The sequence below is a fragment of the Sorangium sp. So ce145 genome, assembly GCF_051525985.1.
Lineage (GTDB): Bacteria > Myxococcota_A > Polyangia > Polyangiales > Polyangiaceae > Sorangium > Sorangium cellulosum_B.
On sequence record NZ_CP150315.1, the window covers coordinates 6,430,740 to 6,443,891 of the forward strand.

9 protein-coding genes are annotated in these 13,152 nt (G+C 72.9%); 5 read left to right on the top strand and 4 right to left on the bottom strand.

Annotation, left to right across the window (positions count from 1 at the left end; all coding sequences use genetic code 11):
* Positions 1-323: 323 nt before the first annotated feature.
* Positions 324-1,229 (bottom strand): hypothetical protein, encoded by a 906-nt coding sequence (locus WMF34_RS23510; protein ID WP_012237185.1) that lies wholly within the window; start codon positions 1,227-1,229, stop codon positions 324-326.
* 244 nt (positions 1,230-1,473) lie between these two features.
* Here WMF34_RS23510 and WMF34_RS23515 point away from each other — a divergent pair, with 244 nt between their 5' ends.
* The gene (locus WMF34_RS23515; protein WP_420877279.1) at positions 1,474-1,704 is read left to right on the top strand and encodes a Uma2 family endonuclease; all 231 of its coding nucleotides are present in this window, start codon (positions 1,474-1,476) and stop codon (positions 1,702-1,704) included.
* 214 nt (positions 1,705-1,918) lie between these two features.
* On the opposite strand, the gene WMF34_RS23520 is transcribed toward WMF34_RS23515, so the two are convergent.
* Positions 1,919-5,509 carry a DEAD/DEAH box helicase gene (locus WMF34_RS23520; RefSeq protein ID WP_044969020.1) on the bottom strand — a complete coding sequence of 1,197 codons (3,591 nt, stop codon included), beginning with the start codon at positions 5,507-5,509 and terminating at the stop codon, positions 1,919-1,921.
* Between the two features lie 135 nt (positions 5,510-5,644).
* Between WMF34_RS23520 and WMF34_RS23525 the strand changes: the two genes are divergently transcribed.
* The 4 genes from WMF34_RS23525 to WMF34_RS23540 all read left to right on the top strand — a co-directional run bounded on the left by WMF34_RS23525 (position 5,645) and on the right by WMF34_RS23540 (position 12,207).
* Positions 5,645-6,118 (top strand): hypothetical protein, encoded by a 474-nt coding sequence (locus WMF34_RS23525; protein WP_437989186.1) that lies wholly within the window; start codon positions 5,645-5,647, stop codon positions 6,116-6,118.
* A gap of 330 nt (positions 6,119-6,448) precedes the next feature.
* Positions 6,449-6,919 (top strand): hypothetical protein, encoded by a 471-nt coding sequence (locus WMF34_RS23530; RefSeq protein WP_012237188.1) that lies wholly within the window; start codon positions 6,449-6,451, stop codon positions 6,917-6,919.
* A gap of 354 nt (positions 6,920-7,273) precedes the next feature.
* On the top strand, positions 7,274-8,524 hold the full coding sequence (locus WMF34_RS23535; protein ID WP_012237189.1) for a serine/threonine-protein kinase: 1,251 nt from the start codon (positions 7,274-7,276) through the stop codon (positions 8,522-8,524).
* Positions 8,525-9,369: 845 nt separating this feature from the next.
* The gene (locus WMF34_RS23540; RefSeq protein WP_437989187.1) at positions 9,370-12,207 is read left to right on the top strand and encodes a DUF4215 domain-containing protein; all 2,838 of its coding nucleotides are present in this window, start codon (positions 9,370-9,372) and stop codon (positions 12,205-12,207) included.
* 329 nt (positions 12,208-12,536) lie between these two features.
* On the opposite strand, the gene WMF34_RS23545 is transcribed toward WMF34_RS23540, so the two are convergent.
* Both WMF34_RS23545 and WMF34_RS23550 read right to left on the bottom strand, forming a co-directional pair.
* Positions 12,537-12,725, bottom strand: a complete 189-nt coding sequence (locus tag WMF34_RS23545; protein WP_231865024.1) for a sigma factor-like helix-turn-helix DNA-binding protein — start codon at positions 12,723-12,725, stop codon at positions 12,537-12,539.
* Positions 12,726-12,738: 13 nt separating this feature from the next.
* On the bottom strand, positions 12,739-13,047 hold the full coding sequence (locus WMF34_RS23550) for a hypothetical protein (protein ID WP_044965555.1): 309 nt from the start codon (positions 13,045-13,047) through the stop codon (positions 12,739-12,741).
* Positions 13,048-13,152: the final 105 nt, after the last annotated feature.

Here is a 13,152-nt window from a genome sequence, read left to right on the forward strand (position 1 = left end):
TCGTGGTTCAGGCGAACAACCGAGTCGTGACGCGGACGACGACCCCAGTGGACGGGGCGAGTCTCCCTCGCGGCGCGGCCCCTGCACGCGGCCGTGTTCGTGCCGTGCGGGACGTTCCGCCGGGGCCCTCCGAGCGCGACCTTTTGCTGGATACCGCAAACCATTGCGGAAGAGAGCAAGCGGTTGCGTAGCCGCGTCCGCGGCCTGGCGCCGCGCGGGCTCCCGTCACCCGCCACCGGTGTGGCCGGTGCGCCTGCGCGGGATCTGCGCTGGCGGCGAGGGCGCCGCGGGCGCCGGTCCGGCACCGCGGCGGCCGAAAAGCGTCAGCCGAGCGGCGGCTCCGCGCCGGTGACCTCGCCGTCGGCGCCCTCGTCCTCGTCGAGCGACACCTCCTCCTCGATCACCTCTCCGGCGGCCGCCGTGCGCCTCACGGCCGTGAGGCCGAGCTGGATCTGCGCCTTCACGGGGAAGACCTGCCGCAGCGTCGTCGCCCAGTCGTTGAACCAGTCCTGCAGGCCCTCGATCCCCTCCCGTTGCTCCCGCCAGGCCCTGGCCAGCTCGGCCGAGGGCACCCGGGGCGGCTGCGCCTGCGACCCGGCGCCGGCCTCGAGCTTCGCCAGCAGATCGCGCACCTGCTGCACCTTCGCCTCGGTCAGCCCGCGCGCCGCGAGCATCTTGTGGACCTTCTTCGCGTCGCCATCGCTGTTCCTGGCGAGCCCCTCGAGGCGGCGGAGGTACGTCCCGACCGACATGGTCACCGTCGACCCGAGCGGCTGCGGCTCCAGGTGCTTGAAGAACGCGGCCTCGAAGCCGTCGCGCCGCTCGCGCGGCACCACGCGGCGGATGATCGCGCGCGTGCGCGGGAACCACGTGTTCTCGAAGACGTCGACCTCCCGGAGCAGCTGCATCCGCTCGGCGCCCTCGACGCCTCCGCCGCTCGCGGCCTCTATCGCGGCCTCCGCGAAGAGGTGCTCGAGCGGGCGCTGCTCGCCCGAGGCGAGCTTGAACAGCCGCCACCCCTCGCGGTGCTCGTTCGCCGCGTAGCCCTCGCGACGCGCCCGCGCGATGAAGGGCGCGGCCTGGACGTTGACGAGGAACCGGAGAGCGCGACCCAGGAGGTCCTGCTCGGCCGCGCTGAGCGCCGGCGGCAGGGACGCCTCGAAAGGCCCGGACGGCGCGGGCCGCGCTCCCGGGTTCCGGGAAGCGCTCGCGGACTTCGCTTTCGGCATGTCGTTTCTCCTCGCCGGCGCTCGTTGACAGACCTGGAGCGCTCGGCGGCGTCGGCCGATTGCAAGCTGCGCGCCAGCGGGATGGACGGTCGCCGCGCGTTCGCCACGTTACGCCGCGATTGAACAGCCCACCACGAGGCCGCGCTCCACCCGCTCCCAGGCGAGGAACCTGATGCAATCGACGTCGGAACCCATCTGATGACAGAAAGCATCCCAAGCGTCGAACCTTCCTATCTGCGAGGTCCTGAGCCCCTCGACCGAGCAGCACGATCGCAAGGACAAGATGCCCGTCTATGCGCGCGAGGGCGTGCGGCACGTCTGGCTGATCGCGCCCCTCCAGCGGACCCTGGAGATCTTCACGCTCGCCGCGGACCGCAGCTGGGCACCGATCGCCACCCACCGCGACACCGCGAGCGTCCGCGCCACGCCCTTCCAGGCCATCGAGCTCGATCTCGCCGTGCTCTGGGCGACCTGATAAACGCCCTCATTCTGCAGCCCTTTCAGCGGAAAATTGAACAGGGAGGCAGGGAGACGGGGAGTATTTTGAAGATCCCTCCCCGTCTCCCTGCCTCCCTGTTCAATTTAATCTTCTCGGAAATTCCGAGGAAAATGCTTCCGCTGGGCGACGCAGCGCCCACGTTCGGTCCACGGAGAGCGGAAGTCGGACGGCACGAGTCAGAGATCCCGAGTCAAAGAGCGCGACTCGGAGGGCTTGAGTCCGAGAGCTCGCCGTCCCCGCCCTCGCCGCCGTCCGGCCCACGGAGCTGCTCCGAGAGCAGGCCGACGAGCTCCTGCGTCGAGAGCTTGCCGGCGGTGTCCTTGCCGCCGAGCACCTGCGCCACGAGCGAGCGCTTCTCCGCGTGCAGCGACAGCATCTTCTCCTCGATCGTCCCGAGCGCCACCAGGCGATAGATGGTGACCGGCCGCCGCTGGCCCAGGCGGTGCGCCCGGTCCGAGGCCTGATCCTCGACGGCGGGGTTCCACCAGGGGTCGAGGTGGATCACGTTGGTGGCCGCCGTGAGGTTGATGCCGAACCCCCCCGCCTTCAGCGAGATCAGAAAGAGCGGCGCCGACCCCTCCTGGAACTCGCGCACCCGCTCGGCCCGGGCCTTCCGGGGCGTCTCGCCGTCGAGGTAGACGTACGCGACGCCGCGCGCCTCGAGCGCCTCGCGCACCAGCGCGAGGTGCGACGTGAACTGGCTGAACACGAGCGCGCGCTGCCCCTCCGCGCACAGCTCCTCGACGAGCCCGAGGAAGCGCGCGAGCTTGGACGAGTCGAGCGTCGAGCGCGCGTCGTAGAGGCGCGGGTGCGACGCGAGCAGCCTGAGGCGCGTGAGCGCCGCCAGCACCTCGACGCGCCGCTCCTGCTCGCGCCGGACCGCCCGGGGGGTCTCGAGGTCGGACAGCGCCGCGAGGCGCGCGTCCTCGTACAGCTGCCACTCGGCGCCCGAGAGCACGACCGGCACGCGCACCTCGGTGCGCGCCGGCAGCTCGGCCTCCACCTGCGCCTTGGTCCGCCGGAGGAGGAACGGGGCGAGCACGCGCGCGAGCGCCGGCCCCGCGGCGGGGTCGATCTGCCGCTCGATCGGCATGGCGTAGCGGTCGCGGAACGCGTCCCAGCCGCCGAGGAGGCCGGGGAAGACGAGCGCGAAGAGGCTCCAGAGCTCGCCGAGGTGGTTCTCGATCGGCGTGCCCGAGAGCGCGAACCTGAAGTCCGCCTGGAGCGCCCTCGCGGCGCGGAAGCGCTGGGTGGTCGCGTTCTTCAGGCTCTGCGCCTCGTCGAAGACGACGGTGGCGAAGCGCCGCGCCGCGAGGCGCGCGGCGTCGCGCACGAGCAGGCCGTAGCTGAGCACCAGCACGTCGCCCGGGCCGAGCCGCGCGAGCGCGCCGTCGCGATCGACCTCGTCCGCGTAGACCGTGAGGCGGAGGGAGGGCGCGAAGCGCCGCGCCTCGTCCTGCCAGTTGAAGGCCACCGAGGTGGGCGCGACGACGAGCGCCGGCCCGCGCTCGCCGCGCTCGATGAGGACGGCGAGCGCCTGCACCGTCTTGCCGAGGCCCATGTCGTCGGCGAGCACGCCCCCCGCGCCCCAGGCCGCGAGGCGCACGAGCCAGCGGTACCCGTCGAGCTGGTAAGGGCGGAGCTCAGCCGCGAGCGCCGCCGGCGCGGCGGGGCAGAGCTCGCCGGCGGCCACGACCCGCTCGACGAGCCCCCGGAACGCGCCGTCCGCCTCGATCGCGGCGCCGGCCCGCTCGAGCTCCCACAGCACCGCGGCGGCCGAGGGGCCCACCGAGAGGCCGTGCGGGGAGTCGTGGACGTGATCGGCCAGGCGCTCGAGGTGGGCGCGCAGGGCCTCGCCCAGCTCCACGTAGGTGGTGGCCTCGACCTGCACGTAGCGCTCGTGGCGGCGCGCCGAGTCGAGCAGCCGGGCCAGCTCCACGCGCTCTCCCGCGACGCTCAGGCCGCCGAGGGCGCCGAACCACTCGCGCCGCTTCTCGAGGACGACCTTGAGCGCGCGGGGGCCCCCGTCGCCCACGACGCGCAGGGGCTCGCTGACCCACTCGAGCTCCGGGGGCGGCTCGCGCCGCGCGCAGGCCGCGAGCAGATCGAGCGCGCCCTGCGCGCTGGCGAAGCGATAGTGGAACGGGCGATCCTCGAACGGCTCGGCCCCGGCGAGCGGGAGCTCGGCGGCGAGCGCGGCGGCGAAGTCCTGTTCCCGGCGCAGGTCGCGCACCGCGTGCAGGGCCCGGTCGCCGCGCCGCACGTGGACGTCGCGCGCGCCCGCGCCCGGCACGAGCGGCGGTGCGTCCGCGAGTGGCCGCACGCGCAGCTCGACCTCCACGGCGCCGCGGGGCTGGGCCGTGAGCCGCAGCACCGGGAGCAGCTCCGGCGGGACCGACTCGCCCATCACGCTGCGCGGCATGGCCACGGGCACGCGCAGCGCCCACCGCGAGAGCGCGGCGAGCAGCGCGCCGTGGCTCTCGGGCGGGAAGACGTCGCCCTCGCGCGCGAGCACGTCGAGCAGCGCCCGGATCTCGGCCTTCACATCGAGCAGCGTGAGCCGCCGCGCGCCCTTGTCCCAGTCCCAGAGGAACAGCACCTCCTCGGGCCGGGCCCGGCGCGCCCGCTCGAGCAGCGCGGGGGGCAGCGCGGTGCCCTCGACGCCGGCGCTCACCCGCACGGCGCCGTGGCGCTCCTCGGCCACGACGCCCACCGGCGCGCGCTCGATCCGCACGGCGACGTCGGGCGTGTCGTCGAGGAAGAGGCGCGGGTGGCCGATGAGCGCGTCGAGCAGCGCCCGCGAGGCGAAGGCGTTGCCTTCGGGCAGGAGGGACGCGATGCGGGCGTCCTCGGGGGAGAGCTTTCCGCCGTGCTCCAGCAGGAGGCGCTTCTTGCCGAGCCGCGCCCCGGCGCCGCGCTGCGCCTTCTTGCCCAGCCGGTGGATCCAGGGCGCGACCACGACGCCGGCCGCCTCGACGACGTCCAGCCGGAAGGAGAGCTCGACGCCGCCGCGCGCCCCCGGGCCCTCGTCGAGGGCCCTGTCGAGCGCCAGCAAGGCGCGCTCCCAGGCGGGGCGGCCGAGCTCGTCGAGCGCCTGGAAGAAGGCCTCGCTCGGGGGCTGGCGGAGCCAGAGCAGCGCGGCGTCGATGGCCGCGAGCGCGTGGACGCAGCCGGCCGCGCCGCAGTCGCACTCGGCGCGGAGGGCTCCGGGCGCGAGGGTCAGCCGCGCCTCCGGCCTGACGAAGCCGGCGCCCGCGCGGTGCGCCTCGAAGGGCCGCGGGTCGTCGAGGCGAAAGCCGGGGAGCGCGGCGTCGAACCGCAGCGCGGCGGCCCGGAGCGCCCGCTCGGGGCGCGGGGCCGTCGCGTCCGGCACGCGCGCGCGCAGCTCGCAGAGCCGCTCGTGCGCCGACAGGGCCCGCGGCTCCTCCGGCGCGCGCAGCAGCGACGGCGCCGCCGCGCGCGCGAGCGCGGCGTCGTCGCGCTCGTCCTCCAGGAAGCGAGCCACGAGGGGCGGCAGGACGTCGCGGAGGCGCGAGGGCGCGAGCCACGCGAGCGCGCTTGCGAGCGACTCGGCGCTCGCGAGGTCGATGAGGCGCCGCCGCGCGCCGAGGAGCTGCAGCTCGGGCCAGAGCGTGGGGTCGACGCGCGGCGCCACCGCCTCGAGGCTCAGCCGGGCCAGGTGCGCGACGCCGTGCTGCGCGAGCCAGGCGAGGAGGGCCGCGCGGGTCTCGAAGGGCGCCGCGGGGGCTACGGGGGGGACGGCCTGGGGGTCGGCTGGCATGACGGGCGGCGTAACGTCGTAGGTACGAGGGCCCGGTTCAAGGGGTTCCGGCGCGCCGGCCCCCGCGAGCATCCCGCTCGCGCACGTTTCCTCGTGCGGGCCGCGGACGGCTCGGTCCCTGACGAGGCGCTCGAGGTGCAGCGCCTGAGGAGGCTCGTCGCCGACCACGAAAACGTGCATTTTTACGTGTGCCAGCTCGATCCGGAGCGGCTGAGCGAGCATCGGGAGCTCTGGGGTCGAGATCCCAGCGTGACGCTCGACGCATTCGTCGCCGCGATCGGACTCGGCTACCCAGGCGCACGAGTGGAACGCTGGGACCTGCTCGCGAGAACCCAGGCGCAGCGCCTGCTGTCGGCCGTGCTGCAGCGGGAGCAAGCGTACGACGCTCCGCGCCTCGAGCTCGCCCTCGCGGAGCGGATCGCGAGCGCTTTCGTGGAGCTTTTCGAGGAGCAGGCGCGCTTCTTCACCAACGGGACAGTCGAGGAGACGCCCCTCGGCCTCCGCACCAACGCCTGGTACGGATCGGTGACCCTTGCCACGTTCGAGACGGGTGTAATTGCGGTGGACGAACGCCGCATCGGCCTCTTGTACCTCGCCGACGAAGACTGAGCCGACGAAGACTGACGGCGGCGCCTCCCAAGGAGTCTTGCTCCCATGACGCCACGCCTACCGGGATCAATCCGGGCGGCGCGTATAGTAGACCCCAGCATTGCATAGGTACACCTCCCCACAAGGGAAAGGGCCAGGCCATCACACGGCACGAACGCGTGGTCGTGCTCGTGCTCGTGCTCGTGCTCGTGCTCGTGCACGTGCGCGTGCGCGTGCGCGTGCACGACACACGTGTCTATCGGCACATCCTCGTCACCATAGCGGCGAGCCTTCCCTCGTTCCTGTTCCGGCAAGGCCAGCGCCTCGCTGTGAAGAAAATATGGCGGCCCCATGGCGCTCGAGGATCTTTCGTGGAAGCCGCCGGCCGCGGATTACCAGCACGCGCAGCCCCGTTACGCCGTGCGCATGACCACCGCACGAACCAGCCAATTCCGTCTCCTTCTCTGGATCCAGCTCCCGCTGTTCGCCGCCGCCGCCGCGGGCGCCTACCTCGGCCTGCTCCCTACCTCTCTCCCGTCGGTCCCGCACGCCGACCTCGCGGCCCACGCGCTGGGCTTCGGCCTGCTCGCCCTCTGCGTCGACGGGGCGCTCGGCTACAGGCCCATCCTCCGTCGCGGGCCCGCGTTCCCGCCCCTCGGCCCGGCGCTGGTGCTCGCCGGCGCCGGCCTGGAGGAGCTCGCGCAGGGACTATCGCCGCGCCGGACCTCGTCGCTCGCCGACTTCGCGGCGGACGCGGCGGGCGTGCTGGTGCTCTCGTGGCTCGCGCGCCCCTCCGGATCGGCGGACGCTCCGCCGACATGAGGTGCGGCCCCACGCGGGGTCACTGGCGCACACTCATCCTCGACGACTTCGCGCTCGAGGCGATGAGCAAGGAAGAGAGCCGCGACGTCTACCGGCTCTTCCTCGAACGTACGAGCAATGGGCATCGTCAACACCCGCACGCCACGTGGCGCATGCGCCGATGTCCACCTCCCTCGTACGCTCCTGTGAGAGCAGGTCGGCGACAAGCTCCCTGCTAGGTCCCGCCGTCCGGGATTCCCAGGGTCGCATGTTCGCGATACGCTCTGGGCATGCCCCGGTCCCTGGCCCCAGCGCGTCGCCCGAAAAGGACACCGGCGTGGCTGGGACACAGAGGCGGCACGGAGGTGCTCGACCGTGTTCCATCCTTCCTCGTTCGACTCACAACCTGACTCCCAGCGGAGAGACGGCGCGCGCGCCGCAGCCGCGCTCGTCGATCGACCTGCCGACTCCCGCCCAGCCTCTTCGCGCCGCTCCGTACGGCTGCGCGGCCGCCTCATCGACGGGCGTTACCAGGTCGATCAGCTGCTCGGGCGCGGCGCGATGGGCGAGGTCTGGCGCGCGCACGACGGCGTCCGGCGCGCCGATGTCGCGCTGAAGTTCCTCACGGTCGCGCGAGGCGGGCGGAACGTCGATGCGATCGAGCGGTTCCGCCTGGAGGCGCGGGTCGCCGCGCAGCTCGGACAGAAGACCCGCGGCGTCGTCGCCGTGCTCGACGCCGGCGAGGACCTGGCGGCGGGCCCGTACATCGTGATGGAGCACGTGCGCGGCAGGTCGCTGCGTCAGCTGCTGGAGGAACGAGGGACGATCCCCGCCGTCGAGCTCGCGTCGCTGCTGCGGCAGCTGGGAGAGGCGCTGTCGGCGGCGCACGGCCTCGGCGTCGTGCACCGGGACATCAAGCCGTCGAACATCCTGCTCGTCGAGGGGAGCGACGGCCATCTCTGCGCCAAGATCACCGACTTCGGGATCGCCAAGTGGGTCGGCCAGGATCGGCCGGCCGATTTCCGCCGCCGCACCGCGGACGGCGTCGTGCTGGGCACGCCGGCCTACCTGAGCCCGGAGCACACGTGTGATGGCCTGGGCGGCCCGCAGCTCGACATGTGGTCTCTCGCGGTCGTCGCGCACGAGGCGCTGACCGGGCGGCAGCCGTTTCCGGGCCGCAACCTGGCCGCGGTGCTCGCGGCCATCCTGGTCAGCGGGCGCCCCCCGCTGGCCACGTTGTGCCCGGGAGCGCCGCCCGCCCTGGAGGCGTGGTTCGCGCGGGCGTTCGCCATCAGCCCGGCGGAGCGGTTCCCCAGCGTCCAGGCGATGATCTCCGCCTTCGAGGCCGCGGCAGGGGTGCCGGTGGCGCCGCCGGCAGCGGCCCGAGCACCGGTGACGCTGCCGGTCGCGGCGCGGGGGCGGCGCCTGCGCGTCGCGATGGCCGGGGTGGCGGTGGCGCTCGGGCTCGCGCTGCCCGCGGCGCTGCTCTGGGCGCAGGCCGGGAGCGACGGCTCACGCCGCGTGGACGACGTGGTCAGCGACGCGGCGCGCGCTGCCGCCCGCATCGCCGACGCCGCGCAGGCGATGACAGCGCGCCTCCTGGAACGCCAAGGAACAACGCCCTGATCGCGGATTTCGCGCCGCGTCCACCTCGTCAGGACGCGGGCATGCCGTCCAGGAACGCACGCGCGCCGTCTGCTGCATCCGACCCAACGGGCACGTCTTCAGGGCGCCATCCGCGCTCGTCGTGCCACAGCGCTGCTGTCGTTGCTCCCCCGTGTCGCTCGAAGCTGCGACGAACTGGCCGGATTCGAGCAACCGATGGTTCGTCAGAATCGTTCCGGAGCACTGGCTCGCGTCTCGTACAGCCATGCTGTAGCCGACAGAGCATTCATTTATGCGATCCACCACCTCCGGGAAAAGCGACGTTATATCAACCACGGATCCACGCATCGCATCAAAGCCGCAGCCTTCACGCCACAGCCACAGCCACAGCCTGCGGGAGCCTGTGATCGGCACGCCGAGCGCGATCCGCCCGGCAGGAGGCAGGCGCAGAGCAAAATCGGCGCGCCCGTAGGCCATTGCTCGCCGCCGAGCGCTCGGATACCAGGGGGAAGGCGGGCCAGCCCCGCGGCGCGCCGTGTCCCGCGCGTCCCCTGCGACCGGCACCTTTCCCATTTCCAGGAGAAACAACGATGCTGAAGCGCCCCGTCGCGCTCGCCGTGAGCTGTCTTGCGCTGCTATGGGCGTTCGCTGTCGTCGTCGCCCTGCCACGGGCCGCGCGCGCCGATACCGTCATCGCGGGCGGAAACATCGTCGACACGACGTGGACCCCGGCCGGGAGCCCGTACATTGTGCAGGACGACATCACCGTCCCGGCCGGCGCCAAGCTCACGATCCTGGCGGGGACCGAGGTCCGGTTTGCCTGGGGCGACGGCCACGGCTCCGGCAGTGATAGTTACCGAGTCGAGATGTACATCCGGGGCACGCTCGAGGTCGCGGGAACCGCGACGAGCCCTGTGATCTTCCGCTCCGCCGCCGCAAGCGGCGTCGGAGGCTGGTACGGCGTCATCGTCGACGCCCCCACGGCCGTGCTGACGGCAAACGATCTCGTGGTGCAAAACGCGTGGTATGGTGTCCACGTGACCAACAGCGCGGTCACGTTGAACCGGGTCGTCACGCACACGAACTCGACTGGAATCCTCATCTCGGAGAACGGCAGCGCGACGCTCACGGGCTGCATTTCTCGGCACAACGAGGGCATCGGCCTGTACGTCACCGCGCTAGACGGCGTGAGCACCGTGTCGGTCTCCGGGTCGACGATCCACGCGAACGGACGCGCCGGCGTCTCGGTCCAAGCGTCGACGACACGCGCGAGCGCGACGGTGGACATCAAGGACACCATCATAACGAACAACACCACGGACGGCGTCTATCGTCGGACGACCGAGGGGACGACGAACGTGACGGTCACGCACTCGAACGTGTGGGGGAACGGCAGGAACTACAACGGAGTGAGCCCGGGCGAGGGGACGCTCTCGGCGAACCCGCTCTACGTGGACGCGTCGCAGAACCTGCGCCTCACGTCAAACTCGCCCAGCCGGTTCGCAGGGGAGGCGGGGAACGACATCGGGGCGCTGCCGTACGCCGGAGACCCGACGCCGCAGCTCGTGGGCGTTCTCTGGACCGACCTGACGCTGACCCTGGCGGGCAAGCCGCAAGGCGTGTACAGCGTCCCGGGGGATCTCACGGTCGCGCCCGGGGTCACGCTGACGCTCGAGCCGGGCGTGCAGCTGGCGTTCGGGACGAGCGACATCATGGCGTCGCTCAAGAACTTGCAAGCGACGGAGTTCGTCGTGAGAGGGACGCTGAAGGCGGGCGGCACGCCGGCGCGGCCTGTCGTGCTCACGTCGACGGGCACCGCGGCGGGGAGCTTCTGGGGCGTCCGGCTCGAGCCGTCGTCGACCGGCCACGTGTTCTCGAACGCGGTCATCTCGGAGGCCATGTACGGGATCTATGCGGAGCAGGGCACGCATGTGATCGACGGGCTGACCGTCCACACGAGCTGGCACGGCATGTACCTCACGGGCTCGGCCTCCGCGGCGGTGACAAACACGATCTTGCGGAACAACACGTTCGACGGCCTCCGCGTCCTTATCTCCTCTCAGGACGTCAGCGCGGTGTCGACGGTGACGCTCACGAACGCGACCATCCACGCGAACCAGCGCGACGGCGTTTTCATCCAATCGAACGGATCGTCGAGCGCGACGGTGTTCATCACCAACTCGATCGTGACCAACAACACCTCGCACGGTGTCTTTCGTCAGCCGGGCCCCGGCCCCGGGACGTCGAGCGTGACGATCACGCGCTCTAACTTGTGGGGGCACTTGACGAACCACAGCGGCGTGAACGCAACCGCGGGGCTCACCTCGGTGGACCCGCGCTACGTCGCTGCGCCGGCGAACCTGAAGCTCCAGGCGATGAGCCCGTGCATCGACGCCGGCACGGCCGAAGGCGCGCCGAGCCACGACATCGAGGGCAACCCGCGCCCGCTCGACGGCGATCTGCTCAACGGGCCAGCGTTCGATATGGGGGCGTACGAGTTTGCGCCGCCGGCGGTGGTGTGCGGCGACGGGATCGTCGGCAGGGGCGAGATGTGCGACGACGGCCCGGAGAACGGCCAGTACGGCCGATGCAGGGCCGACTGCTCCGGCGCCGGCCCCTTTTGCGGCGACGGCGCGACGAGCGGACCCGAGGCATGTGACGACGGCAACGTGAGCGACGAGGATGGGTGTCTGACCACGTGCGTCGCGGCGAGCTGCGGCGACGGCTTCGTGCAGGCCGACGTCGAGCAGTGCGACGACGGCAACGCGAGCGACGAGGATGGGTGTCTGACCACGTGCGTCGCGGCGAGCTGCGGCGACGGCTTCGTGCAGGCCGACGTCGAGCAGTGCGACGACGGCAACGCGAGCGACGAGGATGGGTGTCTGACCACGTGCGTCGCGGCGAGCTGCGGCGACGGCTTCGTGCAGGCCGACGTCGAGCAGTGCGACGACGGCAACGCGAGCGACGAGGATGGGTGTCTGGCCACGTGCGTCGCGGCGAGCTGCGGCGACGGCTTCGTGCAGGCCGACGTCGAGCAGTGCGACGACGGCAACGCGAGCGACGAGGATGGGTGTCTGGCCACGTGCGTCGCGGCGAGCTGCGGCGACGGCTTCGTGCAGGCCGACGTCGAGCAGTGCGACGACGGCAACGCGAGCGATACGGACGCCTGCGTCGCAGGATGCAAGCTCGCGGCGTGCGGCGACGGCTTCGTGCAGGCCGACGTCGAGCCGTGCGACGACGGCAATGGGGTGGCCGGCGATGGGTGCAGCGAAGCGTGCTTGCTTGAAGGCGGCGCCGCCGGACAGGGCGGCGGTGGCGCCGGTGGGCAGGACACCAGCGGCCAGGGCGGCGCGGGCGGCGACGGCGCAGGCGGGCAGGACACCAGCGGCCAGGGCGGCGCGGGCGGCGACGGCGCAGGCGGGCAGGACACCAGCGGCCAGGGCGGCGCGGGCGGCGGGGACAGCAGCGGCGGGGCCGATGGCGGCGAGGTGCAAGGCGGCGCCGGCGGCAACGATGGAAGCGGCGGCAGAGGCGCGCAGGGGGGCGATGCGTCGCCGGGCGGCCCAGGCGGCTCGTCTGACGACGGAGGCGGCTGCGGATGCCGGGTGGCAGGCGCGGACGACTCCTCGACGGCCCAGGGCGCGCTCGCGCTCGGCGGCCTCGCGATCGCGATCGCCCGCAGGCGGCGCGCGCGCCGCTCGTAGGCGCCGGCGGCCCGGCGCAGATCGAATGACACTGCGGCGCGAAAGCCTGCGCGTCGGCGGCGCGGCGGCCCCGGCCGCAGCCAGGCCCGCAGCGGCGCCCGTGCCGCCGCCCGCAGCGGCGCCCGTGCCGCCACTCGCAGTGGCGCCCGTGCCGCTGCCGTCTCCCGGCGCGACCGAGCCGCCCGCCGGGCCCGGCCCGCCGAACGGGAGCCGCGCCGCGAGCCGCGCGAGCCGAGGCGCGTCCGGCACGTCGCGCCGCGCGGCCTCCAGGCCGAGCCGGAGCGCGTCCGGGCTGTCCTCCGCGTCGATCAACCTGGGAGGCTCGCCGCTCATGCGCTGCTCCTCTGGGTCATCCGCGCGGCCCCTTCCCGCGGCGCACCGGGCTCTTGCCGGCCCATCGCCGCCGCGATCTGCGCCCGCGCCGCGCGCAGCCGCGAGTACGCCGTTTGCAGCGGGCACCCCGCCGCCTGCGCGATCTCCGCCATCGGCAGCTGCTCGATCTCGTACAGGACGAACACGGCGCGCTTGTCGTCATCGAGCTGAGAGCGCGCCGTCCGCGTTGGCGACAGCGATCACCGCCAGCCCCCCGCCGGCGTCACCCGGCGCGATGCGCCCTTCGATGGTGAGGTCGGCCCGTGCGGCCGACACGAGCGCCGCGCGCCCGAGGCGCGCCTCCACGGCCTGCGCGAGGGTGCGCGCGCCGACGCACGCCTCGGCGCCGGCGAGCCGGACCCAGCTCAGCGAGGCCGTCTTCTCTCCGGAGGAGGCGGCAGCGGGGCGCTCCGCGGCGACGAGGGCGACGAGCGCCGCGAGTCGAGCGAGGACTGGGAAGGACGTCATGGGAAGGGTGCGAGGCGGCGAGGCGCAGGTAGGCGGGAGCGCGTTGCGCCACGTGGGCCCGAGGCGCTCCGGGGTAGCACATCAGAGCAGCCGAACGCCGGTCAT